Origin of the sequence: Leifsonia sp. 2MCAF36 (assembly GCF_052115525.1) — a bacterium.
Lineage (GTDB): Bacteria > Actinomycetota > Actinomycetes > Actinomycetales > Microbacteriaceae > Leifsonia.
Map to the genome: position 1 here is coordinate 16,910 of NZ_JBFRGV010000009.1, position 24,407 is coordinate 41,316.

Annotated in this window: 22 protein-coding genes and 1 tRNA gene; 3 read left to right on the forward strand and 20 right to left on the reverse strand. The window is 69.2% G+C overall.

Features of this window, described 5'->3' with window-relative positions:
- Positions 1-67 precede the first annotated feature (67 nt).
- A complete protein-coding gene (locus tag AB4079_RS14215) occupies positions 68-649 on the forward strand; it encodes a cyclodeaminase/cyclohydrolase family protein (RefSeq protein WP_441787964.1) in 582 nt (193 codons plus the stop codon).
- Complete coding sequence (locus tag AB4079_RS14220) at positions 646-1,581, forward strand: bifunctional methylenetetrahydrofolate dehydrogenase/methenyltetrahydrofolate cyclohydrolase (protein ID WP_441787965.1); 936 nt, start codon at positions 646-648, stop codon at positions 1,579-1,581. Before AB4079_RS14215 ends, AB4079_RS14220 begins: the two co-directional genes overlap by 4 nt.
- On the opposite strand, the gene AB4079_RS14225 is transcribed toward AB4079_RS14220, so the two are convergent.
- The 9 genes from AB4079_RS14225 to AB4079_RS14265 form a co-directional block, all read right to left on the reverse strand.
- Entirely contained in the window at positions 1,578-2,165 is a 588-nt protein-coding gene (locus AB4079_RS14225) for a hypothetical protein (protein ID WP_441787966.1), read from the reverse strand. The genes AB4079_RS14220 and AB4079_RS14225 overlap by 4 nt on opposite strands.
- Before the next feature lie 273 nt (positions 2,166-2,438).
- Positions 2,439-2,510 (reverse strand) — tRNA-Gln (locus AB4079_RS14230).
- A gap of 57 nt (positions 2,511-2,567) precedes the next feature.
- Positions 2,568-3,548: an NAD(P)/FAD-dependent oxidoreductase gene (locus AB4079_RS14235; RefSeq protein WP_441787967.1), complete on the reverse strand. Its 981-nt coding sequence runs from the start codon at positions 3,546-3,548 to the stop codon at positions 2,568-2,570.
- A 5-nt stretch (positions 3,549-3,553) separates the two neighbouring features.
- Positions 3,554-5,071, reverse strand: coding sequence for a glutamate--tRNA ligase (gltX, locus tag AB4079_RS14240; RefSeq protein ID WP_441787968.1), 1,518 nt, complete (start codon positions 5,069-5,071; stop codon positions 3,554-3,556).
- 24 nt (positions 5,072-5,095) lie between these two features.
- Positions 5,096-5,881, reverse strand: coding sequence for a fumarylacetoacetate hydrolase family protein (locus AB4079_RS14245; RefSeq protein WP_441787969.1), 786 nt, complete (start codon positions 5,879-5,881; stop codon positions 5,096-5,098).
- Positions 5,878-6,753 (reverse strand): ketopantoate reductase family protein, encoded by an 876-nt coding sequence (locus tag AB4079_RS14250; protein ID WP_441787970.1) that lies wholly within the window; start codon positions 6,751-6,753, stop codon positions 5,878-5,880. The genes AB4079_RS14245 and AB4079_RS14250 overlap by 4 nt, the downstream gene beginning before the upstream one ends.
- Positions 6,754-7,000: 247 nt before the next feature.
- On the reverse strand, positions 7,001-8,131 hold the full coding sequence (locus AB4079_RS14255; RefSeq protein WP_441787971.1) for a branched-chain amino acid aminotransferase: 1,131 nt from the start codon (positions 8,129-8,131) through the stop codon (positions 7,001-7,003).
- 25 nt (positions 8,132-8,156) lie between these two features.
- Positions 8,157-9,212, reverse strand: a complete 1,056-nt coding sequence (locus tag AB4079_RS14260) for a 3-isopropylmalate dehydrogenase (protein ID WP_441787972.1) — start codon at positions 9,210-9,212, stop codon at positions 8,157-8,159.
- 91 nt (positions 9,213-9,303) lie between these two features.
- Positions 9,304-10,839 (reverse strand): MFS transporter, encoded by a 1,536-nt coding sequence (locus tag AB4079_RS14265; protein ID WP_441787973.1) that lies wholly within the window; start codon positions 10,837-10,839, stop codon positions 9,304-9,306.
- A gap of 59 nt (positions 10,840-10,898) precedes the next feature.
- Here AB4079_RS14265 and AB4079_RS14270 point away from each other — a divergent pair, with 59 nt between their 5' ends.
- Complete coding sequence (locus AB4079_RS14270; protein ID WP_441787974.1) at positions 10,899-11,462, forward strand: TetR/AcrR family transcriptional regulator; 564 nt, start codon at positions 10,899-10,901, stop codon at positions 11,460-11,462.
- A 13-nt stretch (positions 11,463-11,475) separates the two neighbouring features.
- Here the strand turns inward: AB4079_RS14270 and AB4079_RS14275 are convergent, their stop codons facing one another.
- From AB4079_RS14275 to AB4079_RS14325, 11 genes are all read right to left on the reverse strand, one after another.
- Positions 11,476-12,699 (reverse strand): RNA polymerase sigma factor, encoded by a 1,224-nt coding sequence (locus AB4079_RS14275; RefSeq protein WP_441787975.1) that lies wholly within the window; start codon positions 12,697-12,699, stop codon positions 11,476-11,478.
- A gap of 18 nt (positions 12,700-12,717) precedes the next feature.
- On the reverse strand, positions 12,718-13,083 hold the full coding sequence (locus AB4079_RS14280; protein ID WP_441787976.1) for a YciI family protein: 366 nt from the start codon (positions 13,081-13,083) through the stop codon (positions 12,718-12,720).
- Between the two features lie 93 nt (positions 13,084-13,176).
- Complete coding sequence (gene serA / locus AB4079_RS14285) at positions 13,177-14,769, reverse strand: phosphoglycerate dehydrogenase (protein WP_441787977.1); 1,593 nt, start codon at positions 14,767-14,769, stop codon at positions 13,177-13,179.
- A 195-nt stretch (positions 14,770-14,964) separates the two neighbouring features.
- A complete protein-coding gene (gene ilvC / locus AB4079_RS14290) occupies positions 14,965-15,993 on the reverse strand; it encodes a ketol-acid reductoisomerase (RefSeq protein WP_441787978.1) in 1,029 nt (342 codons plus the stop codon).
- Positions 15,994-16,053: 60 nt separating this feature from the next.
- A complete protein-coding gene (ilvN, locus tag AB4079_RS14295) occupies positions 16,054-16,563 on the reverse strand; it encodes an acetolactate synthase small subunit (RefSeq protein ID WP_441787979.1) in 510 nt (169 codons plus the stop codon).
- A gap of 2 nt (positions 16,564-16,565) precedes the next feature.
- Positions 16,566-18,371 carry an acetolactate synthase large subunit gene (locus AB4079_RS14300; RefSeq protein WP_441787980.1) on the reverse strand — a complete coding sequence of 602 codons (1,806 nt, stop codon included), beginning with the start codon at positions 18,369-18,371 and terminating at the stop codon, positions 16,566-16,568.
- 53 nt (positions 18,372-18,424) lie between these two features.
- Positions 18,425-20,119, reverse strand: a complete 1,695-nt coding sequence (ilvD, locus tag AB4079_RS14305) for a dihydroxy-acid dehydratase (RefSeq protein ID WP_441787981.1) — start codon at positions 20,117-20,119, stop codon at positions 18,425-18,427.
- 105 nt (positions 20,120-20,224) lie between these two features.
- Positions 20,225-21,037: a trehalose-phosphatase gene (gene otsB / locus AB4079_RS14310; RefSeq protein ID WP_441787982.1), complete on the reverse strand. Its 813-nt coding sequence runs from the start codon at positions 21,035-21,037 to the stop codon at positions 20,225-20,227.
- A gap of 49 nt (positions 21,038-21,086) precedes the next feature.
- Complete coding sequence (otsA, locus tag AB4079_RS14315) at positions 21,087-22,559, reverse strand: alpha,alpha-trehalose-phosphate synthase (UDP-forming) (RefSeq protein ID WP_441787983.1); 1,473 nt, start codon at positions 22,557-22,559, stop codon at positions 21,087-21,089.
- Between the two features lie 153 nt (positions 22,560-22,712).
- A complete protein-coding gene (locus AB4079_RS14320; RefSeq protein ID WP_441787984.1) occupies positions 22,713-23,618 on the reverse strand; it encodes an SGNH/GDSL hydrolase family protein in 906 nt (301 codons plus the stop codon).
- Between the two features lie 34 nt (positions 23,619-23,652).
- Positions 23,653-24,315, reverse strand: coding sequence for a TetR/AcrR family transcriptional regulator (locus AB4079_RS14325; RefSeq protein WP_441787985.1), 663 nt, complete (start codon positions 24,313-24,315; stop codon positions 23,653-23,655).
- Between the last annotated feature and the right edge of the window lie 92 nt (positions 24,316-24,407).

Sequence of the window (24,407 nt, forward strand, 5' to 3'; positions counted from 1 at the left end):
GAAGACTGGGGGTGGCCGCCGTCCTGCACGTGCCGGCGTCGCTGACGGGCGCGGATAGGCTTGACGGGTGCATCAGGGCTTGTGGACCATCCCCACCGCGGAGTTGCTGTCGAGGACAGCGTCGGCCGAACCGACCCCCGGCGGCGGCTCGATCGCGGCGATGAGCGGAGCGCTCGGTGTCGGCCTCATGCAGATGGCGGTCGCGATCACCGCCGACCCCGAGCTGGAGGGGTTGGATGCCCGGCTCGGCGACGTGCAGGCGCGGATCGTCCCCGCCGCCGATGCGGACGTCGCCGACTTCGAGAGCGTGATGTCCGCCTATCGTCGACCTCGCTCGGACGAGACCGAGCGGCAGGAGCGATCGCAGGCGATCGAGGCCGCGACGATCAGCGCCACCGAGAGTCCACTCCGGCTCGTCGCCGCGCTCGTGGACGCGCTCGATCTGTCGCACGACATCCAGCCGGCGGTGAAGCAGGCCGTCGTCAGTGATGTGATCGCCGGACGCGACATCGTGACCGGGGCGGCGTGGGCGGCCATCCGCACCGTCGACATCAACGTCGCTCAGCTCCAGCGCTCCGACTCCGCACGTGCACCCGAACTGCAGCGGACCCGTGACGAATTCGCCCGCCGTCTCCAGGAGGCCTCATGACCGCCCGTGTGCTCGACCCGTCCCCCGTCGCCGCCTCCTACCGCGACGAAGTGCGTCGCGACGTGGAGCGCCTGGCGGCCCGGGGCCGCCGCCTTCGCGTCGTCGGCCTCCTCGGTCAGGACGACGGTCCCGCCGCAACCTATGCGCGGTTCGCGCGCCGCGGCTTCGACGACGTCGGCATCGAGTTCGACCTGCGCCACGTCACGCCGGACGAGACCGAAGCCGCCGTCGCTGCCGCGAACGTCGATCCTGACGTCGACGGCATCTTCCTGTACTACCCCCTCACCGACCGCCGCGGCGACCGCTGGCTCCGTGAGCTGGTCGACCCCCGCAAAGACATCGAGGGGATGCACTCGTTCTGGAGCCGCCTCCTCTACGAGAACCAGCGGTTCGTGGACCCGGAGCAGGACGTCCGGGCGATCCTGCCGTGCACTCCCCTGGCGATCCTCAAGCTGTTGGACCGGGCCGGGATGCGCGGCACCCGCGAGAACGCCCCGCTCGACGGCGTCACCGCCTGCGTCATCAACCGCAGCGAAGTCGTCGGTCGGCCCCTGGCGGCGATGCTCGCCAACGACGGAGCCGTGGTGCACTCGCTCGACATCTCCGGAGCCGTCACCTTCGAGCCCGCCATCGGCCGTCACACCCACGAAGTACGGGACTCGGGGATCGACCGCGCGAGCGCTCTGGCCGCCGCCGACGTCGTCATCTCGGCCGTGCCTTCACGCGACTTCGAACTGATCCGCGGCGACGAGATCCGCGCCGGCGCGATCTGCGTCGACGTCGCCGAGTTCACCAACTTCGACGAGTCGGTGAAGGAGCGCGCCGGCGTCTTCGTGCCGCGCGTCGGCCCGCTGACCATCGCGATGGCCGCACGCAATCTCGTGCGGTTGGCGGGCATCGCGGAGGCGCAGACGGCCGTCGACGCCGGCTAAGCGCGCTTCACCGGGAAGCTCGTCGCCCGGAAGTGCTTCCGGTCAGCGGTGACATCCCGAAAGTACCGGTTCGCATCCGGCAGCCACAGCAGCACGACACTGGCCGCTACGACCACGGTCGCTACGTCGGTGATGACCGTTTGCACAGCCCCGACAGCTGCGACCATCCCGCCGAGTTCTCCCACCATCCCGACCAGCCACACGGCGGCCAGAAGCGAGACGACGATACGCGCCCAGCCGGAGCCGCGCAGGAACGCCAACGCGACGATCACGTGTACGGCGGCACCGATCAAGACGATAGCGATGGTGAGGACGATGGTGCCGATCACGATCGCAGGTGTGACCTCCACCGTGTGGCCGTTGTGCACGAAGGAGTGCACCCGGCTGGTCACATAGTCATGCAGGTCCGTCGTGGCCCACCGGACGACCAGGAGGACGACGCTGATCGCGGAATCCGCAATCGCCACCCAGAAGGCCACGCGAACTGTGGGGGGAACGGGACGCGAGGAGCGGAAACGCGCGGGGACGGGGGCCTGCACGACGAGCGAGCGGGACAGCGGAGCAGACGGGTCGAACCTGGGCACGGACGAAGGCTATCGGAACACCGCGGTGTCGCTGGATACAGGCCACGCGCCCGCATCTCGTGGGGCTAGCCGTCGGAGATTGAGGCGCTGCCGTCGGAAATCTGCCAGTATCAGGCGTCAAATCTCCGACGCACCGCGGCCGGTCGGAGATTCGTGCCACACTCTCCGACGCTGAGGACCGCGGCTCACACCCACCGGCGGCGGGACGCCGGAATGGCCGCGAGAAACCAAAAAACCCCGGTGATCACCGGGGTTTCGACTGGACATTTTTTGCTGGGGTACCTGGACTCGAACCAAGAACAACGGTACCAGAAACCGCCGTGTTGCCAATTACACCATACCCCACTGCTTCGGACCGCGGCCCGGGCACGAGAACTAACTCTAGCCTACCCGCGGGGCGGACTACAAAACGGCGGCGCCGTCGAGCGAGAGTCCGATGAGGTCGCGGTTGACCGCCGCCGCCACGACCGCGCCGGAGCCTGCTGCGACGATCAGCTGCTGCGGTCCGGGGGCGGTCGTCTCCCCCGCAGCGTACACGCCGGGCAGTGACGTGCGCCCGTTGGTGTCGATCAGCAGGTAGCCCTCGGCGTCGCTGTCGAGCTCCAACGCGTCGGCGAACGACAGCGCCGGCGACCAGACGGGGCGCAGAAAACCGCCCGCGCGCTCGACGATCGTCCCGTCGTCCAGGCGGACGCCGGTCATGACGCCCTTCTCCCCCACCACGTCGTCGATGCGGCGACGCTCGACCCGGACGCCGAGCTGCGCGAGCGTCCGCTCCTCGTCGGCCCCGACCGTGTCCGAGCCGTTCGTGAAGACGATCAGGTCGTCCGTCCACTGGGTGAGCAGCAGCGCACGCTCGGCGAGGTCGGTAGTCTCGCCGATGAGCGCGAGCGGCCGCCCGGCCGACTCGAAGCCGTCGCACTCGACACAGCTGTGCAGGTAGGTGCCATAGTAGGCGCGGATGTTCGGGATGGCCGGCATGGCCTCGGTCACACCCGTCGCGATCAGCACGGCTTCCGCCCGGACGTCCACATCGGCTCCGCCGCGCACGCCCCGGCCGGTGACGCGGAAGCCGTCGCCCTCCACCTCGACGGCGCCGACCTGCGCGAAGACGACGGCCGCGTTGTCGTAGGCGTCGACCTCCTCACGGCCCATCCGGCGCAGCTCCAGCGGAGAGACGCCGTCACGGGTGAGGAATCCGTGCGCCAGCAGGGTCGCGGCGTGCCGCGGACGGTTGCTGTCGACGACCAGTACCCGCCGCCGGGCGCGTGCCAGGTTCAGCGCGGCCGACAGCCCGGCCGGTCCCCCTCCGACGACGACGACCTCGTACGACGCACCGGACGCCCCCGACGAACCGGACGCACCAGCCGTCTCCGCGCTCACCGCGTCTACCCCAGCGCCGCGGACAGCCGGTCGAGCCGCGCGATGGTCTCGGCCTTGCCGAGGATCTCCATCGACTCGAACAGCGGCGGCGACACCCGGCGACCGGACACCGCCACACGCAGTGGGCCGAAGGCGACCCGCGGCTTGAGGCCCAGACCCTCGACGAGGGCGTCGCGCAATGCAGACTCGAGCGCGTCGTGCGTCCACTGCGACTCGGGCACCAGCTCCAGAGCGCCGAGGGATGCGGCGAGCACCTCGCCGGCGTTCTCCGGCAGGGAGCTGCGCGCGTCATCCGCGACGACGAGCGAGGCAGCATCCGTGAACAGGAAGCCGAGCATTCCCGGCGTCTCGCCGAGCAGCTGCACACGCTCCTGCACCAGTGGCGCAGCCTGGGCCAGCACCGCGTGCTGTTCGGGTGTCAACGGCTCCTCCACCACTCCGGCAGCGCGCAGGTACGGGACGGTGCGCTCGGCGAAGTCGGCGACATCCAGCAAGCGGATGTGGTCACCGTTGATCGACTCGGCCTTCTTCAGGTCGAAGCGGGCCGGGTTGGGGTTGACGTCCTTCACATCGAACGCGGCGACCATCTCCTCCAGCGAGAAGACGTCGCGGTCGTGCGTCAGCGACCACCCGAGCAGGGCCAGGTAGTTCACCAGCCCCTCGGGGATGAACCCACGGTCGCGGTGGTGGAACAGGCTCGACTCGGGGTCGCGCTTGGAGAGCTTCTTGTTACCCTCGCCCATCACGTACGGGAGGTGCCCGAACCGCGGGACGAACGTGGTCACTCCGGCGTCGATGAGCGCGTGGTAGAGCGCGATCTGACGCGGAGTGGACGACAGCAGGTCTTCGCCACGGAGCACGTGCGTGATACCCATGAGCGCGTCATCGACCGGGTTCACGAACGTGTACAGCGGGTGGCCGTTGGGGCGCACGACGACGAAGTCGCTGAACGAGCCGGCCTTGAACGTGATCTCACCGCGCACGAGGTCGTCGAAGCTGAGGTCGTCGTCCGGCACCCGCAGGCGCAGGGCGGGCTCGCGGCCCTCGGCGCGGTACGCGGCCTTCTGCTCCTCGGTCAGGTCGCGCTCGAAGTTGTCGTAGCCGAGCTTCGGGTCGCGGCCGAGCGAGATGTTCCGGGCCTCGATCTCTTCTCCGGTCGCGAAGCTCTCGTAGATGTGGCCGGACTCGCGCAACCGCGCGATCAGGTCGCGGTAGATGTCGTACCGCTGCGACTGCCGGTACGGCCCGTCCGGGCCGCCGACGTCGATCCCCTCGTCCCAGTCGAGGCGCAGCCAGCGGAGCGCCTCGAGGATGAGCTGGTAGCTTTCCTCGCTGTCGCGCGCCGCGTCGGTGTCTTCGATGCGGAAGATCAGCTTGCCGCCGGTGTGCCGGGCGTAGGCCCAGTTGAACAGCGCCGTGCGGATCAGACCGACGTGGGGCGTGCCGGTCGGGGACGGGCAGAAGCGCACGCGCACATCGGCGCCGGCGGCTTCGGAGAAGGGGTGAGCGATCGAGTCAGACATACGTGTCCGATCCTACCGGGAGGGCTACTTCGGGGAGCGCACCGGATTAACCAGCGAACCGACGCCTTCGACCTCCACCTCGACGGTGTCACCGGGCTTCATGGGCCCGATTCCGGACGGAGTTCCGGTCAGGATGACGTCCCCCGGCAGCAGGGTGAAGACACTCGATGCGTAGGCGATGATCGACGGGATGTCGTGCACCATGTCCGAGATCGGCGCCTCCTGCTTGAGCTCGCCGTTCAGGCGGGTCCGCAGCACGGCGTCCGGCGCCAGCTCAGTGTCGATGACCGGCCCGAGCGGGCAGAAGGTGTCGAAGCCTTTAGCGCGTGTCCACTGCCCGTCCTTCTCCTGCAGGTCGCGTGCGGTGACGTCGTTGGCGACGGTGTAGCCGAAGATGTGGTCCGCGGCATCCTCTGGCGCGACGTTGCGGGCGATCTTGCCGATCACGACCGCGAGCTCTCCCTCGTAGTCGACGCGCTCCGACTGCGGCGGAACGACGATCGCGTCCCCGAGGCCGATCACGGCGGTGTTGGGCTTGAGGAACAGCAGCGGCTCGCCGGGGGCTTCTCCGCCCATCTCGGCGGCGTGCTCGCGGTAGTTCTTGCCGACCGCGACGACCTTCGACCGCGGGATGACCGGGGCGAGCAGCGAACCGACCTTGGCGAGCGGGACCCGCTCCCCCGTCGTCTCGAAGCCGACGAAAAGCGGGTCGCCGGCAAGAACGACGAGGGCGTCCTCGTCGACGATCCCGTACTCGATCACCGGGCTCTTGTCGCCGTCGCGGGTGTGGCTGAATCGTGCGATCTTCACACGTTCGAGCCTAGCGCGGTGAGGATGCGCGTGAGCGCGGGCGTCGGGATGGCGTGACGTTCGCCCACCCGCTGCAGTGCTCCGCCGATGGCGTCGAGCTCGCTGGGGGCGCCCGCCGCGAGGTCCTCCTGCAGTGAGGTCCGCATCCCACCGGGAACGCTGCGCAAGGTGCGGACCAGATCGAGCTCTGAGGCCGGCACGCCCTCGGCGACCGAGCAGGCGACAACCTCGGCGACCACGGCCTCTGTCAGCTCCGGGTCTTCGCTGAGCGCTGTGCCGGCGGGCTGCCGCCAGTACGACGTGAGCAGTGCGAGCGACGCGAGCAGGCGGAACTTCGCCCAGAGGACCTCCGCCTCGGTCCCTCCCACGCGAACGCTGGGGCCCGCGCCCGTGAGCGCGCGGACCGAGGCGGACCCGGCGGCCGCCTCCGGCGCCTCGATGCGGACGAACGGGCTCCGGTGGTCGATGACGGTCATCGATGCGCGCAGCGCCGACACCGCGACGGATGCGCCCGCGACCGGGACCCCGGGCAGCGCGGCCCGCAACGGCGCCATGTGCTCGACGCCGTTCAGGAACGAGATCATCTCGGATGGGCGCGCAACGACGATTCCGGGCAGCACATCGTCGAGACCGTACGCCTTGGTGGCCAGAATGACGCCGGCGCCTGCTGGCACCTCCGTCTCGGCTCGAACACGTTCGACTCCGCTGCCGAACTGCTCACTGCGCACCTCGATGCCGTCACGGCGGATCGCCTCGACGGTCGCCGGTCGCCCCACCGCGACGACCTCGTGGCCGGCCCGCTTCAGCAGCCAGGCGAACAGGCCGCCGACCGCACCGGGCCCGACCACCGCGAACACCGTCCCGTCATCCATCCCTCGATGCTAGTCGCGGCGGAAAGGGAGGAAGAGTGGCCGGCTTTCGCACCGGGGGTGGGGATGCGGAGGACTCGCCGACCAGAAACCGCCCGGACTCCTCCCTCTCCAACACCGACCTTCCGGCCGCGGCCGACCCCGCACGACGAAAACGGAGGAGATGCTGGCCGTGCAGGCCCGCATCTCCTCCGTTGTTCGACATTCGCGGCGTCCGGGGAGCAGAACTCCTCCATTCGCGACGGCGGCCTTACGCGTCGAGGCGGTACATCCAGTTGTGGCGGTCGTGCTCGCGGCCGTACTGGATGTCGGTCAGCTCCTTGCGCAGCGACATGGTCAGCTCGCCCGGAGGTGCCGTGATGTCGCCGACGGTGAAGCTGTCCGACTTGAGTTCGCCGATCGGGGTGATCACGGCCGCGGTACCGCAGGCGAAGACCTCGACCACGTCGCCGCTCTCGACGCCGTCGCGCCACTCGTCGATCGTCACCTTGCGACGCTCCACGGCGTGGCCTCGGTCGCGCGCCAGCTGCAGCACCGAGTCGAGGGTGATGCCCTCGAGGATGCTGTCGGACTCCGGAGTGACCAGCGTGCCGTCCTTCTTGACCAGCACCACGTTCATCCCGCCGAGTTCCTCGATGTACGTCCCCTCGACCGAGTCGAGGAACAGCACCTGCGCGCAGCCGTGCTCGTACGCCTCGGCCTGCGGGAGCAGGCTGGAGGCATAGTTGCCGCCGGTCTTCGCGGCGCCGGTGCCACCCCGTCCGGCACGCGACCAGTGGTCCGAGAGCCAGATCGACACGGGAGCGACGCCGCTCGGGAAGTACGCCCCAGCGGGGCTGGCGATCAGGTAGTAAGCGACCTTGTTCGCCGGGCGCACGCCGAGGAACGCCTCCTTGGCGAACATGAACGGGCGCAGGTAGAGGCTCGTCTCCGCCGCATCCGGCACCCAGTCGCCGTCCACCGCGATCAGTTGCTTCAGCGAGTCGAGGAAGTGCTCGACCGGCAGTTCCGGCAGGGCCAGACGGTACGCCGACCGCTGCATGCGTGCGGCGTTCGCTTCCGGGCGGAAGCCCCAGATCGAGCCGTCCCCGTGGCGGTACGCCTTCAGGCCCTCGAAGATCTCCTGCGCGTAGTGGAACACCGCGGCCGACGGCTCCAGCTGGATGGGACCGTACGGCGAAACGCGCGGCCGGTGCCAGCCGCCCTTGGCGGACCAGCAGATGTCGACCATGTGGTCGGTGAAGTAGTTGCCGAAGCCCGGGTCGGCGAGGATCTCCGCGCGGGCGGCCGCATCGCGGGCGGCTTCGTTGCGGGAGACGTTCCAGAGCAGGCCCGAGGTCTCGGTGGGGCCACTGGTGAGGGAGATGCTGGTCGAGGTCATGACAGGTCCTTTACGCGACGGTGAATCAATTCTGCGCCACAAGCCCGGCGATCGCGTCGCCGATCTCGGCGGTCGTTCGCGGAGCGCCCGTGCGGGCGGCGAGGTCGGCGGTCACCGCGGACTCGACCCGCTCCGCAAGCTCGGGCTCGCCCAGATGGCGGAGCAGGAGCGCGGTGGAGAGGATCGCGGCGGTGGGGTCGGCCTTCTGCTGGCCGGCGATGTCGGGGGCCGATCCGTGAACCGGCTCGAACATGCTCGGGAAGGCCCCGGCCGGGTTGATGTTGCCCGAGGCCGCCAGCCCGATGCCGCCGCTGATCGCGGCGGCGAGGTCGGTGAGGATGTCGCCGAAGAGGTTGTCCGTGACGATCACATCGAATCTAGCAGGATCGGTGACCAGGAAGATGGTCGCGGCGTCGACGTGGAGGTAATCGACGGCGACGTCAGGATGTTCGGCGGCCACCGCATCCACGATCCGCTTCCACAGACCGCCGGCGAAGGTGAGCACGTTGGTCTTGTGGACGAGGGTCAGCTTCTTGCGTCGGCCGGCCGCCTGTTCGAACGCGTAGCGCACGACGCGCTCGACCCCGTAGGCCGTGTTCACCGAGACCTCGTTGGCGATCTCGTGCGGTGTGCCCTGACGGATCACGCCGCCGTTGCCGACGTAGGGACCCTCTGTGCCCTCCCGCACCACGACGAAATCGACCGCGCCCGGGTTCGCGAGCGGGCTGGCGATGCCCGGGAACAGTGTCGTCGGCCGCAGGTTCACGTAGTGATCCAGCGAGAAGCGCAGCTTCAGGAGCAGGCCGCGCTCGATGTTCGCACCGGCCAGCCGCGGGTCGCCCGGCTTGCCGCCGACCGCGCCCAGAAGGATCGCATCGTGGCGGGCGATCGCCTCGAGGTCGTCATCCGTCAGCACATCCCCGGTGTCCAGGTAACGGTCGGCGCCGAGCGAGAAGTGCGTCTTCTCGAACGACAGCCCGCTCCCGGCGGTCACCGCATCCAGGACCTTCACGGCCTCGGCGATGACCTCGGGTCCGATCCCGTCACCCGGAATGACGGCGAGCTTGACGGAACGGGACATGGCACTCCTGCGCTGATCGATGGGCGGAACGGTACTGCCACCCTATCGCCGCCGACCGTCACGCCGGGCGGGGCGAGGCTCGGCGGCGCGGTCAGGAGCGGACGTGGCGGAGGGTGACCAGCGCGACGACGGCGGCAGCAGCGACGAGGGCGACACCGATCACCGCGGTGACCCCCACACCGCTGTCGAAGGCGGCGCGCGCGGACTGGAGCAGCTCCTCGGCCAGCGGACCCGGCAGGCTCGCCGCGACGGAGACGGCACCGCCCAGCGTCTCGCCCGCGGCCTCCGCCTGTGCGGCGCTCAGTCCGGAGGGCACCACGAGGGCGCCGCGGTACGACGCCGTGATCAGGGTGCCGAGCGTGGCGGTGCCGAGCACCGCGCCCAGTTCGTAGGCCGTCTCCGAGACGGCGGACGCGGCACCCGCCTTCGCCGCGGGCGCGGTCGAGATGACGAGCTCGTTGGAGACGGTCTCGGCCGCGCCGATGCCCGCTCCGAGCAGAACGAAGGCCGCGAGCAGAACTGTCCACGGTGCCCCGCCTCCGGTCAACGCGATGAGCAGGTAGCCGGCGGCGGACAGCGTCAGCCCGCCGGCGATGACCGCACCGGGGCGGATGCGCCGCGCGATCGGTACGACCACGAGACCCGCGACGATCATGGCGACGAGGCCGGGCAGCAGCACAAGGCCCGACTGCAGCGGCGTCAGCCCGATCACCAGCTGCAGGTGCTGCGAAACGAAGAAGAGGAAGCCGACCAGCGACACGACGCTCAGCAGATTCACCACGATCGCTCCGCTGAACGCGGGGCGGCCGAAGAGGCGCATGTCGAGCATCGGGACCGGGCGCCGCAGCTGACGGCGCACGAAGAGCGTTCCGGATGCGACACCGACCGCGATCGCGGCAGCGGCGAGGGCGGAGAAGCCGTCGACAGCGAGCGAGGTGATCCCGTAGACGATGGGCGCCATCGTGAGCAGCGAGAGCACGATGCCCGGCACATCCACCGGCCCGGGCGACGGGTCGCGGGATTCGCGCACCAGCAGCGGAGCGAGCACCAGCAACGGGATCAGCACCGGCACCGCCAGCAGGAACACCGAGCCCCACCAGAAGTGCTCGAGCAGGACACCGCCGACGATCGGTCCGAGAGCGGAACCCGCGGCGAAGCCGGCCGCCCAGATGGCGATCGCGAGCCGACGCTGCTCCCGGTCGGCGAACACGCTGCGGAGAAGGGAGAGGGTCGACGGCATCAGCATCGCCCCGAAGACGCCCAGCGCGGCGCGGGCGCCGATCAGCAGTTCCGCTGTCGGTGCGAAGGCCGCGAGGGCGGAGACGGAGGCGAAGCCTGTCGCGCCGATCAGCAGAAGACGCCGACGGCCGATCCGGTCACCCAGGCTGCCCATGGCGACGAGCAGGCCCGCCAGCACGAGCGGATACACGTCGACGATCCAGAGCATCCCCGTCGCGCTCGGTTTCAGGGCCTCCGAGATGGACGGGAGCGCGAAGCTCAGCACCGTGTTGTCGACGGAGACCAGAAGGGTCGGGAGCATGAGCACCGCGAGCGCCGCCCAGGCGCGACCGCCGGCGCGCGCTGGGCGAGCCGTGGGAGCGAGGGCGGTGGCGATGGTCGGTGACATGAATTTACTGTACCGTCTGGACGGTACAGCGGCAAGCGAGCGCGGGCTAGCATGTCCTCATGCCGAGTGACTCCCCCGCCGCTTCCCGAACAGCGCGGGATCGCGTGCTCGACGCCTTCGAGGAGTTGCTCGCCGAGCAGAGCGAGCGGGCGGCGACGCTGGACGCGGTCGCGGCCCGGGCGGGCGTCTCCAAGGGCGGTCTGCTCTATCACTTCGCGTCCAAGGATGCGCTGGTGCACGGCGTGCTCGACCGGTTCTCCGGCCTAGTCGCCGACGACGTCGAGCGGATGCGCGCCGCGTCGGCGGGACCGGTCGACTACTTCCTGCGCACGTCGATCCCCACCGACTCCCGGTTCGAGCAGGCCGTCGTCGCGGTCGCCCGGCTCGCGCAGGCCGCCGACACCCGCGCCAGGGATGCACTCGCCGACGCACAGCGTCTCTGGCTGGGCGTCCTCGAGGAGGCGGTCGGCGATCCCCTGGCGGCCCGCATGGTCATGCTCATCGGCGACGGGATGTACTACAACACGGCGCTCCTGCCCGCGGCCAATACGGTGCTGCGCGACGAGACGGATGTGGACGAGCTGATCGCCCTGGTGCGGAAGATCTCCGGGCCGACGCCCTGACGCCCGCGCGCCGTCAGCCGAGCGCCGACAGGATCCGCCCCAGCGACCGCGCGGTGCGGTCGTCCCCTGCCACAGCGATCGCCCGGCGGAGCTCAGCGGCCGACTCGGTGTCCCGTCCTGCAAGACGCAGCAGATCGGCGCGGGCGGCATGGGCCTGCGCCGCCAGCGGCTCCCGGAAGAGCTCCGGATCAGCGGCGAGGCCGGCGAGGCCGACCTCCGGTCCGGCGTCCAGGCTGTGGCCGAGCGCAACCAACCGGCCCAGCCGTGCGGACGGACTCGGCCACTGCCGGACCAGCCCGTCGTACAGCCGCGCGATCGCGGGCCAATCGGTGGCCTCCCAGCTCGGAGCGATCGCGTGCAGGCCGGCGATGCCAGCCTGCAATGCATACCGGCCGTCGCCCGCCAGCGCGGCCGCCGCGAGCCGCTCCCCCTCCGCGATCAGCGCGGTGTCCCAGCGCGATCGGTCGGCCTCGCGCAGGGTCGCGAACTCGTCGCTCTCGGTGAGGCGCGTCGACTGCCGCGCCTCGGTCAGCAGGAGCAGCGCCAGGAGGCCAGCGCTCTCCTCCGCGGGCGCACTGCGGTAGGCGTCGCGTGCGAGGGCGATCGCGTCCGTACGCACGACGTCGTCCGCGCTCTGGTGCCCGACCGTGTACAGCAGGTAGATCGTGGTCAGGGCGTCGGGCATCCGCTCGGCGACGGCGGCAGGATCGTCCAGGACGAACCGCAGACCCGTTCCGTGGATGCGCTTTTTGGCGCGCGTGATTCGCGCGGCCATGGTCGGCTCGGAAACGAGGAAGACGTCGGCGATCCGTGCAGTGGGCAGACCGCAGACGAAACGGAGGGCCAACTCCACCCGCGCTTCCGCGGTGAGCGTGGGATGCGCGACCAGGAGGATGAGTTCGAGCCGCTCGTCACCGGTGAACATGGACTCCTCCCCCCGTTCGGCATCGTCGGTGATCGCCCGCTCGGCGCGTGCGATCTCAGCGGCGAGAGCCGGCGTGGCCCGCGCGGCGCTTCGCTCCCGCCGCAGACTGTCGAGGGCGACCCGGCGTGCGACCGTGGTGATCCAGGCGGCCGGATTCCTCGGCGCCCGGCCGCGCGCCGCCTCCGCGACGGCGCGCGCGAACGCCTCCTGCACCGCGTCTTCTGCGAGCAGGAGGTCGCCTGTGCTGCGGGCGACGGCCCCGAGGATGCGCGGCGACTCCTCGCGCCAGGCGCGTTCGAGCTCAGCGCTCACCGGCGGAGACGCCGCCACTCAGCGCACCGCGTCCAGCACCAGCACCGGATACAGCTCGATCGAACCATGGGTCGGGCACAGTGCCGCCAGTTCGCGCGCCTGCTCCGCGCTCGAGGCGGTGAAGCCGTAGAAGCCGGTGACGACTTCGTTGGTCTCGCCGAACGGCCCGTTCGTGAAGACCGGTGCGCCGTCGGCGCCGGGAGTGATCCTGGTCGCCTGGGTGGCTGCCTGCAGCGCGCTGCTGGCGGTGATGCGCTCGCCTGCGGCGGCGACGGCGGCCTGGAAGACCTGGTGGCCGGCCATTCCGGCCTGCCACTGCTCGGCCGTCATCTCGTCGGGGTTCCAGTTCGGCTCGCGGATGAGCAGAACGTACTCGTCAGACATGGTGTCTCCTCGGTTCGTAGGGATATCGACACCCCTACGACGCAAGTAGGCCACAAGAATCGACAGCCGGGAAGAATAAACTTCCCGGCAGGTTCAGGACTCCGTGATGTCGATCTCCTGCATCAGGTCCGCGTCGATCGCCAGCCGCACCTTCTCGATCAGGCCGTCGGGCACCCGCGAGTCGACGGTGAGGACGCTGAGGGCCTTGCCGCCGGCCGAGGTCCGGGCGACCTGCATTCCGGCGATGTTGATGGCCGCTTCGCCGAACTCGCGGCCGTAGACCGCGACGATGCCGGGGCGGTCGTCGTAGACCATGACCACGAGGTGCTCGGCGACCGGCACCTCGACGTCGTAGCCGTTGATCCCGACGATCTTCTCGATCTGCTTCGGGCCGGTGAGGGTACCCGCCACCGAGATCTGCGATCCGTCGCTGAGCGCACCGCGCAGGGTGATCAGGTTGCGGTACTCCTCGCTGACCGAGTCGGTGATGAGCCGCACCTCGATGCCCCGCTGGTCGGCGAGCAGCGGCGCGTTCACGTACGAGACGGTCTCACTGACGATGTTGGTGAAGATGCCCTTGAGCGCGGCGAGCTTCAGCACGCTCACGTCGTAGTCGGCGAGTTCGCCGCGGACCTCGACATCGACGCTGGTGACCGGGCTGCTGGCGAGGCCCGAGAACACCTGGCCGAGCTTCTCGACGAGCGGAATTCCGGGGCGCACGTACGGGTCGATGACACCCCCTGCGACGTTGACCGCATCGGGGACGAGCTCGCCGGACAGCGCCAAGCGGACCGATCGAGCGACCGAAACGCCCGCCTTCTCCTGGGCCTCGTCGGTGGACGCGCCCAGGTGCGGGGTGACGACCACGTTCTCGAGCGCGAGCAGCGGCGACTCCTGGGGCGGCTCCGACACGAAGACGTCGAGACCGGCACCTGCGATCGTTCCGGTGCTGAGGGCACGGTGGAGGGCATCCTCGTCGATCAGGCCGCCGCGCGCGACGTTGACGATGAACGCGGTGGGCTTCATCTGCGCGAACTGGTCGTCCGAGATCATGCCGGTCGTCTCCGGCGTCTTCGGCATGTGGATGGTGACGAAGTCGGCCTGCGCGAGCAGCTCGTCGAGGGTGACCAGCTGGACGCCCAGCTGCTGGGCGCGGGCGCTGGTGACGTACGGGTCGTAGGCGATCACGTTCGTGCCGAAGGCCTGCAGGCGCGCGGTGATGAGCGCGCCGATGCGGCCGAGACCGATGATGCCGACGGTCTTCTCGTACAGCTCGACACCGGTGTACTTCGAGCGCTTCCACTGTCCCTGCGCGAGCGCGCTGTGCGCGGCCGGGATGTGGCGGGCGAGGCTCAGGATGTGACCGACCGTGAGCTCGGCGGCCGAGATGATGTTGGAGGTGGGGGCGTTGACCACCATGACGCCCGCGTTCGTGGCGCTCTTGATGTCGACGTTGTCGAGACCGACGCCCGCTCGGGCGATGACCTTGAGGGCCTTGGCGGCGGCGATGACCTCTGCGTCGACCTTCGTGGCGGAGCGCACCAGGATCGCGTCGGCGTCGGCCACCGCGGCGAGGAGCGCCGGCCGGTCGGTCCCGTCCACTGAGCGGACCTCGAAGTCGGGCCCGAGGGCGTCGACGGTGGCGGGCGAGAGTTCTTCGGCGATCAGGACGACCGGCTTTGTCACGTGGCAGTTCCTTACAAAGGGAGGGCTGGCTTGGGAGGTGCGCCACGGTCCGTGGGGCGCGGAACGGCTTAACTCTAGCGGGGCGTCAAGCGCCCTTTTCGCCGCGTTACGACGGGACGCAGAGGGGTGCCGCACGCGTCGCGTGCGACACCCCTCTGGTCGTGCTGGTTTACTGCCGAACGGTGAGCGCTCGCGTCAGCGAGCGACCTCGCCGTCGACGTAGTCGTCGTCGTTGGACGCGTTCCAGGCGAACAGCTTGCGCAGCTCGCGGCCGGTGGCCTCGATGGGGTGCTGCTCACCCTTCTTGCGGAGTTCGAGGAACTCGGGTGCGCCCGCGTCCTGGTCGGCGATGAAGCGCTTGGCGAAGGTGCCGTCCTGGATGTCGGAGAGTACGGCCTGCATGTTCTCCTTGACGTGCGGGTCGATGACGCGCGGGCCGGAGACGTAGTCGCCGTACTCGGCGGTGTCGGAGACGCTCCAGCGCTGCTTGGCGATGCCGCCCTCCCACATGAGGTCGACGATCAGCTTGAGCTCGTGCAGCACCTCGAAGTAGGCGACCTGCGGCTGGTAGCCGGCCTCGGTGAGGGTCTCGAACCCGTACTGGACGAGCTGCGAGACGCCACCGCAGAGGACGGCCTGCTCGCCGAACAGGTCGGTCTCGGTCTCTTCGGTGAAGGTGGTCTTGATGCCGCCGGCGCGCAGTCCGCCGATGCCCTTCGCGTAGGAGAGGACAAGCGGCCAGGCGTTGCCGGTCGCGTCCTTCTCGACCGCGACGATCACGGGGACGCCACGGCCGGCCTCGTACTCGCGGCGCACCGTGTGGCCGGGGCCCTTCGGCGCGACCATGATGACGTCGACGCCCTCGGGGGCCTCGATGTAGCCGAAGCGGATGTTGAAGCCGTGCCCGAAGACGAGGGCGTTGCCCTCCTGCAGGTTGCCCTGGATGTCGTCGGCGTACAGGTGACGCTGCACCTGGTCCGGAGCGAGGATGACGATGACGTCGGCCCAGGCCGCCGCGTCGGCCGCGCTGAGGACGCGGAAGCCCGCCTCTTCGGCCTTGGGCTTCGACTTCGAGCCCTCCTTGAGGCCGATGACGACCTCGACTCCGGAGTCGCGGAGGTTCTGCGCGTGGGCGTGGCCCTGCGAGCCGTAGCCGATGACCGCGACCTTCTTGCCCTGGATGATCGAGAGGTCTGCGTCGTTGTCGTAATAGATCTCAGCCACTGGTGCTTTCTCCTTGCTGGTTGATTCGGGGGAACTCGTTTTTCGTCGCCCGGAGGCGAGTTAATTCTTGAAGACGCGTTCGGTGATGGACTTGCCGCCGCGGCCGATCGCGAGGAGGCCGGACTGCGCCATCTCCTTGATGCCGTACGGCTCCAGCACCTTGAGCAGCGCCTGGGTCTTGCCGCTGTCGCCGGTGACCTCGATCACGAGCGCGTCGGTTGCAACATCGACGACGCGAGCGCGGAAGAGATTGACCGCCTCGAGCACCTGGGACCGGGTGGAGTTGTCCACCCGCACCTTGATCAGGAGGTGTTCGCGCTGCACCGACTGCGCCTGGTCGAGTTCGACGATCTTGATGACGTTGATCAGCTTGTTCAGCTGCTTGGTCACCTGCTCGAGCGGGAGCTCCTCCACATCGACGACGACGGTGATCCGCGAGAGGCCTTCGACCTCGCTGGTTCCCACCGCGAGCGAGTGGATGTTGAACCCGCGCCGGGCGAAGAGCCCCGCGACGCGGGTCAGAAGGCCGGGCTTGTCCTCCACGAGGAGGCTCAGAACGTGGGTGCTCATGGTCACTCCCCTCCGAACGACGGGCTGTGGTCGCGGGCGTACTGGACGTAGCTGTTGCTGACGCCTTGCGGCACCATCGGCCACACCATCGCGTCGGCGCTCACCACGAAGTCGATGACGACCGGGCGGTCGTTGGTCTCGAGCGCCAGCTTGATCGCCGCGTCCACCTCTTCCTCTTTCGTGACACGGATGCCGAGGGCGCCGTATGCCTCGGCCAGCTTCACGAAGTCGGGAACGCGGACGGTGTCGTGGCCCGTGTTCAGGTCGGTGTTGGAGTAGCGACCGTCGTAGAACAGGGTCTGCCACTGCCGCACCATTCCGAGCGACGAGTTGTTGATGATCGCGACCTTGATCGGAATGTTGTTGATCGTGCAGGTGGCCAGCTCCTGATTGGTCATCTGGAAGCAGCCGTCGCCGTCGATCGCCCACACCGTGCGGTCCGGCTGCGCGACCTTGGCGCCCATCGCCGCAGGCACCGAGTAGCCCATCGTGCCTGCGCCCCCGGAGTTGAGCCAGGAGTTGGGGCGCTCGTACTTGATGAACTGGGCGGCCCACATCTGGTGCTGGCCGACGCCCGAGGCGTAGACGCCTTCTGGGCCGGTCAGCTCGCCGATCCGCTGGATGACGTACTGCGGCGCGAGCAGGCCGTCCGTGGTCGGCGTGTAACCCAGCGGGAATTCCTCGCGGAGCCCGTTCAGGTAGGTCCACCACTCGACCAGCGTAGGTCTGCCCGCCCGGGTCGCGTCCTGGTAGGCCGCGGTCAGATCGACGATGACATCCTTGGCATCGCCGACGATGGGGACGTCGGCGACACGGATCTTGGAGATCTCGGCAGGGTCGACGTCGACGTGCACGATCTTCGCGTTGGGCGCGAACAGCGAGGTGTTGCCCGTGACGCGGTCGTCGAACCGCGCACCGAGCGAGATGATGAGGTCGGCTTCCTGCAGCGCCAGCACGGCGGGAACCGTCCCGTGCATCCCCGGCATGCCGAGGTGCTGCTTGTGCGTGTCCGGGAAAGCGCCGCGCGCGGTCAGAGTCGTGACGACCGGCGTGTTGGTGGCCTCGGCGAGTTCGAGCAGTTCCTGTGACGCCCGCGAGCGGATCACACCGCCGCCGACGTAGAGCACCGGCTTGCTGGCCTCGGCGAGCAGCTGTGCGGCTGCGAGCACCTGCTTGCCGTGTGCCTTCGTGATCGGCCGGTAGCCCGGCAGGTCGACCTTGGGCGGCCAGACGAACGGCGCCGCATTCTGCTGGGCGTCCTTCGTGATGTCGACCAGGACGGGGCCTGGGCGGCCCGTGCCGGCGATGTGGTACGCCGCGGCGATGGTCCCCGGGATGTCGTCGACGTCTTTCACCAGGAAGGAGTGCTTGGTGATCGGCATGGTGATGCCGACGATGTCCGCCTCCTGGAAGGCGTCCGTGCCCATCAGCGTGGAGAACACCTGACCGGTGATGAACACGACGGGCACGGAGTCCATGTGCGCGTCCATGATCGCCGTGACGAGGTTCGTCGCGCCCGGGCCGGAGGTCGCCATGGCGACGCCCACACGATTGGACGCGACCGCGTAGCCTTCGGCCGCGTGGCCGCCGCCCTGCTCGTGGCGGACCAGGATGTGACGGATCTTGGTGGAGTCCATGATCGCGTCGTAGATGGGGAGGATCGCACCGCCCGGAAGTCCGAAGACGTCGGTGACGCCGAGGAGTTCGAGCGTGCGGACGACCGACTGGGAGCCGGTCAGTTTCTCGGGCGACGCCTTGCCGGGCGCCGCGGACGGCAACACTGTACTGGGGGTTGCATCCGTGGACATGCCTGTCATAGTCCCTTACGTACGAACGGTGGTTTACGGTGCTGGCGCGAAGCTCAGCCGGTGACGGCTCCTTCAGCTGCGGAGCGCACGAGCTTGGAGAACTTCGCGAGAACGCCACGGGTATAGCGCGGAGGAAGAGGCGCCCAGCCTTCACGGCGGGCGGTCAGCTCTGACTCGTCGACAAGTAGGTCGAGGGAGCGAGCCGCGATATCGACCCGTATCAGATCACCATCGCGCACGAAGGCGATGGGACCAGCGTCCACCGCTTCGGGTGCTATGTGGCCGATGCACAGGCCGGTTGTGCCGCCTGAGAATCGTCCGTCCGTCAATAGTAGTACATCCTTGCCGAGCCCTGCGCCCTTGATCGCCGCAGTGATGGCGAGCATCTCGCGCATGCCGGGGCCGCCCTTCGGGCCCTCATAGCGGATGATGACCACGTCGCCCGCGAGGATCCGGCCCTCGGTCAGCGCGTCCATCGCCTCGCGCTCGCGCTCGAACACGCGAGCAGGCCCCTCGAACACCTCGGCGTCGAAGCCGGCCGTCTTCACGACGGCGCCGTCCGGAGCCAGGCTGCCCTTCAGGATGGTGATGCCACCGGTCGGGTGAATCGGGTTGTCGAGTGTCCGCATCACCTCGCCGTCCGGCGCGGGCGGGTTGATCTCGGCCAGGTTCTCAGCCACGGTCTTGCCGGTCACCGTCAGGCAGTCGCCGTGGATCAGGCCGGCGTCGAGGAGCGCCTTCATCACGACGGGCACGCCGCCGTGGCGGTCCACGTCGTTCATGACGTACTTTCCGAACGGCTTGAGGTCTCCGATGTGCGGGACCTTGTCGCCGATCCGGTTGAAGTCGTCGATCGTGAGGTCGACCTCGGCCTCGTGCGCGATCGCGAGCAGGTGCAGCACCACGTTGGTGGAGCCGCCGAACGCCATGGCGACCGCGATCGCGTTCTCGAACGCCTCCTTGGTCAGGATGTCGCGCGCCGTGATCCCCTTCTTGAGCAGGTTCACGACGGCCTCGCCCGAGCGGTGCGCGTAGTAGTCGCGGCGGCGGTCCGCCGAGGGCGGCGCGGCGGAGCCCGGGAGGCTCATCCCGAGCGCTTCGGCGACGGACGCCATCGTGTTCGCGGTGTACATGCCGCCACAGGCGCCCTCACCCGGGGCGATGGCGCACTCGATGCGCTTGAGGTCTTCCTCGCTCATCTTGCCGGCCTTGCACGCTCCGACCGCCTCGAACGAGTCGATGATGGTGACGTCTTTCTCGGTGCCGTCGGAGAGCTTCACCCAGCCGGGGGCGATCGATCCGGCGTAGAGGAACACCGCTGCGAGGTCGAGGCGCGCGGCCGCCATCAGCATGCCGGGGAGCGACTTGTCGCAACCCGCAAGCAGCACGGTGCCGTCGAGCCGCTCGGCCATCATCACGGTCTCGACCGAGTCGGCGATGACCTCGCGCGAGACGAGCGAGAAGTGCATCCCCTCGTGCCCCATCGAGATGCCGTCGGAGACGGAGATGGTGCCGAACTGGAGCGGATAGCCGCCCCCGGAGTGAACGCCCTCTTTGGCGCCCTGCGCGAGGCGGTCGAGCGAGAGGTTGCAGGGCGTGATCTCGTTCCAGGACGAGGCGATGCCGATCTGCGGCTTCTCCCAGTCTTCGTCACCCATACCGACGGCGCGGAGCATCCCGCGGCTGGTGGTGGCTTCGATTCCGTCCGTGACGACGCGCGAACGCGGCTTCCAATCGACTTCTGGCATGGAACAACTCTAGGACGTCTCGAATGCCGCTCGGACCATGTGCCCAAGCCCGTGGAACGGCTGCCCCGGACCTCAGACTGGGGACGACTCCGCGGCGGCGCGTGGCTAGGAGCGGAGGTGCGCCTCGCGGGCCTGCGCCAGCAGGCCCAGCAGCGTGGCGATCGCGCGCTCGTCGGCGACGCGGTACTGCGCCGCGGTCTCGCCCGTGCCCACCTTGATGCCGACATCGCCGCGGTCCGGCCGCAGCACCGAGAAGCCGTCCTCGTCGGTGACGTCGTCGCCCGCGAAGAGCACGGCGGTGGCCTTGGTGTACTCCCGCAGCCGCTCGACGCCGTCCCCCTTGTGCGCCTCGCGCACCGAGAACTCGATGATGTCCTTGCCGTCCCGGATCGTCAGGGAGGAACTGACCGCGGCGGCCGCCTCGCGGGCGCGGGCGACGACCTCGGGTCCCCGCTCGCCCACCAGCCGGTAGTGCACGCCGAAACCGACCGGCTTGATCTCGAGCTTGGTGTCGGGGACGCTGTCCACGAGCTCCTGCAGCGTCTCCCCCAGCCGCTCCAGCGTGCGCCGCTCGTCGTCGGTCAGGTCGAGCGAAACGCCGTCGCGCCCGAAGCGGATCTCGACGCCGTGCGAGCCGATGAGCAGGGCATCCTCATCGGCCTCCGTCACGGTCTCCAGGCTCGACAGCGGCCGGCCGGAGACGTAGGCCACCCAGGTGTTCGGCAGGTGCTCCAGCCGGTCGAGCGCGGCCTTCGATTCGGGCAGTGTCCGGGCGCCGCGCGGCACGTCGACGAAGGGCGCGAGCGTCCCGTCGAAGTCGAAGGCCAGGAGCAGTCGGTCTTCGGTCGCGAGCCTCTGCAGGGCGGAGGCGAGGGCGACGGCGGAGGCGGGCGGGAGGTGCGAGGCGGTGTCGGTCATGGTCCTTCAGAGCGGCTGTGTGGGTGGGGACGGAGAGGGAGGGAGGAGCTCAGCGCCGATTGACGGGCGGGTCCTGCAGCGGGTGGTCGCCGTGGGCGGCGCGGGTAAGCGCGTCGAGGAACGACGCCGACCAGCGGGCGACGTCGTTGGTCAGGACCTTCTTGCGCAGAGCGCGCATGCGCCGCGTGCGATCCCGCTTCGGCATGGCGAGCGCCTGCAGCACGGTCTCCTTCAGGCCTTCGATGTCGTGCGGGTTGATGAGCAGCGCCTGCCTCAGCTCGTCGGAGGCGCCCGCGAACTCGCTGAGCACGAGCACTCCGTCTTCGTCGACGCGCGTCGCGACGTACTCCTTCGCGACGAGGTTCATGCCGTCCCGCAACGCCGTCACGAGCATGACGTCGGCGGCCAGGTACAGCGCGACCATTTCTTCGCGCGGGTAGCCGTGGTGCAGGTACGCGACCGCAGTGTGACCCAGCGTCGAGTAGTCGCCGTTGATGCGGCCGACGGTCAGTTCGATCTCGTCGCGTAGCTGGCGGTATGTCTCGACGCGCTCTCGGCTGGGGCTCGCGACCTGGACGAGCGTGACGTCCTCTGCGCGGACAGTGCCCTCCTCCAGCAGCTCGCCGAACGCCTGCAGACGGTGGCCGATCCCCTTCGTGTAGTCGAGGCGGTCGACGCCGAGCATGATCTTCTCGGGGTTGCCCAGCTCCTCCCGGATCTCGCGGGCGCGGGCCTGGATGTCGGGGCGCCTGGCGAGCTCCTGGTAATGGTCGGCATCGATGGAGATCGGGAAGGCGCGTGCGAGCACCGTCCGCACGAGGCCGCCGCGGCGATCGGTGGTCACGTGGCGGTGCGAACCGGCTGCCGGGTCGTCCGTGTCGATCGGCACCTCGATGATCGGGCCACGGGTCTCGTACCCCTTCAGGCGCCGCACGGCGCGCGAGAAGTTGCCCGCGTCGGCGACCCGCTGGAACCCGATCACGTCGGCGCCGAGCAGTCCGTCGATGATCTGGCGGCGCCACGGCAGCTGCGAGTAGATGCCGTACGGCGGGAACGGGATGTGGTTGAAGAAGCCGATCACGAGGTCCTGCCGGAGCTCGCGGAGCATCGCCGGAACGAGCTGCAGCTGGTAGTCGTGCACCCAGACGACCGCGCCCGTGGCGGCGACCGATGCGGCGGCCTGGGCGAAGCGCCGATTGACCTTCACATACGAGTCCCACCACTCGCGGTGGTAGCTGGGCTGTGCGATGACGTCGTGGTAGAGCGGCCAGAGCGTGTCGTTCGAGAAGCCCTCGTAGTACTCCTGCAGCTCTTGCTCGGAGAGCGGCACGGGCAGGATGTTGATGCCGCCGGCCTCGAACGGCTCGATCGTCTCGTCAGACACGCCGGCCCAGCCGATCCACACGCCGTCCTGCGACCGCATGACCGGCTCGAGCGCCGCCACCAGTCCGCCGGGCGAGGGGCGCCAGTCGGCGTTTCCGCTGTCGTCGACCACCCGGTCGACCGGGAGGCGGTTGGACACGATGATCAGGTCGTACGTGTCGCCGTCGGTGGCAGCGTCGGTCGCGGAGCTGGTCGGTGCAGGCGTGGCGGTGATGGTGGGTCAACTCCCTCGGAGGGTCGGGACGTGAACACCAGCCAGGGTACCAGCGACGTTACGGCGCCTTCGGGCGGTCTACTGCGCCTTCCCGAGCAGATGGAGCAGGCGGCTCGCGTACTCGGCGTACCCCGTCGCGGTCGGGTGGAAGATGTCCGGACCGGACGTGTTCAGCCACGGCGTGCGGTCGCCGATGGCGTGTCCGGCGAAGTCGACCGGAAGGTAGGTCATCGCCGCGCCTTTCGCCCGACGCTCCTCGACGGCCTGGCGGATGACCTCGTTCAGTCCGAGGGTCGCGGCGTTGATCGCGGTCGAGGTCTGGAAGTCCGGCGCGCCCGGGTCGGAGGAGTCGTACAGCAGCGTGTACCCGGTCACGACGATGCGCGCGTTCGGTGCGGCCTGCGCGACGGCGCTGTAGACGGTGTCCAGCCGGTCCGGAAGCACGTTGAGCAGGGACAGCGCCGCGGTGACCTGGTTGCGGCAGGCGACGGCTTTGCCTGCCGCGCAGTCGCCGGCGATGGCGGCCACGCCGAGGTCGTTGCCGCCGATACTGAGGGTGACCAGGTCGGTGCGGTCGTCCAGGGCGATCAGCTGGTGCTTCAGCAGGTCGGAGGTGGTTGCGCCGGCGCAGGCCGCATTGACGACCAGGTCGATGCCGGCCTTTCGGGCGAAGACCGACGGGTACGCGTCGGGGCTCAGCCGGCACTTGCCCTGCTCTTCGCCCGCGCCCATCCCGGCCGCGAACGAGTCGCCGATCGCGACGTACCGGGTGAACTGGGTGAGCGGTTCCTTGCGGAACGGGTCCGGTGCAGCCGTGGGCGTCGGGGACGCGGTGACCGCATGGCGCGGCGGTTCGGCGCTGCTGGGCGAGCCCGAGCACGCGCTCAGGGCGAGCGCAGCGGAGGCCGCAGCGAGCACGGCGACGGCGCGGAACACACGGGAGACGCGCGGCGCGCGGGAGTCTCGGGATGCTTCGGGTCGCATCCCGAAACACTAGCCCGCATCCCTTGGGGAACGCTCAAATCCGCTCGGTGAGCGCGAGCAGGATCGCCGGTACCGATTCTGAGAGCCGCTCCTGGAAGGTGCGCTGGTCGTCTGCGAGCACGGCCCTGGCCTCCCCCTGGGCGCACAGCTCGGCGATCAGGCGCACCGCCTCCGCCGGATCGATGGTGAAGCGGCGGCGAGCGCTGGAGAGCGCCTCGACCACGATCTCCGTCAGGTCGGCGAAGAACTCGTCGTGGTAGCGGAGGTAGTCCGCCGCGATCGTGTGGTCGCGCAGGGCCATCAGCTGGAACTCCGCCTGGACGAGCCACCAGCGGCGGTCGTCGGACTGCAGCTCGAGGATGCGGGTGATCGTCTGGATCACCTCGTCGTCTCCCAGGTCGCTTCCCTGCTCGCCCACCAGCGGGGTGAGGTACTGCGCGACACCGGTGTTCAGCTGTTCGAGTCGCATGGTCTTCTCCCGGTCCATCAGGGCGAAGAACAGTTCTTCTTTGCTGGAGAAGTTGGAGTAGAAGGCGCCGCGGGTGAAGCCGGCGGCCTCGGCGATCGTTTCGACGCTGGCGGCGCGAACGCCCTGTTCGGCGAACACGTCGAACGCAGCGTCGAGCAGGCGAGCCCTGGTCCGCTGGCGTCGCGCGGACTCGGTGCGTGCCTCCTCACTGAGAGTTGTGCTGTCCAAGCTGAAACCTTCCTGAGTCGGAGTTTCGATACAGCAGTGTATCCGATACGGTTCTGTACGGATACAACGGTGTATCGAACCTCTTCCATCGC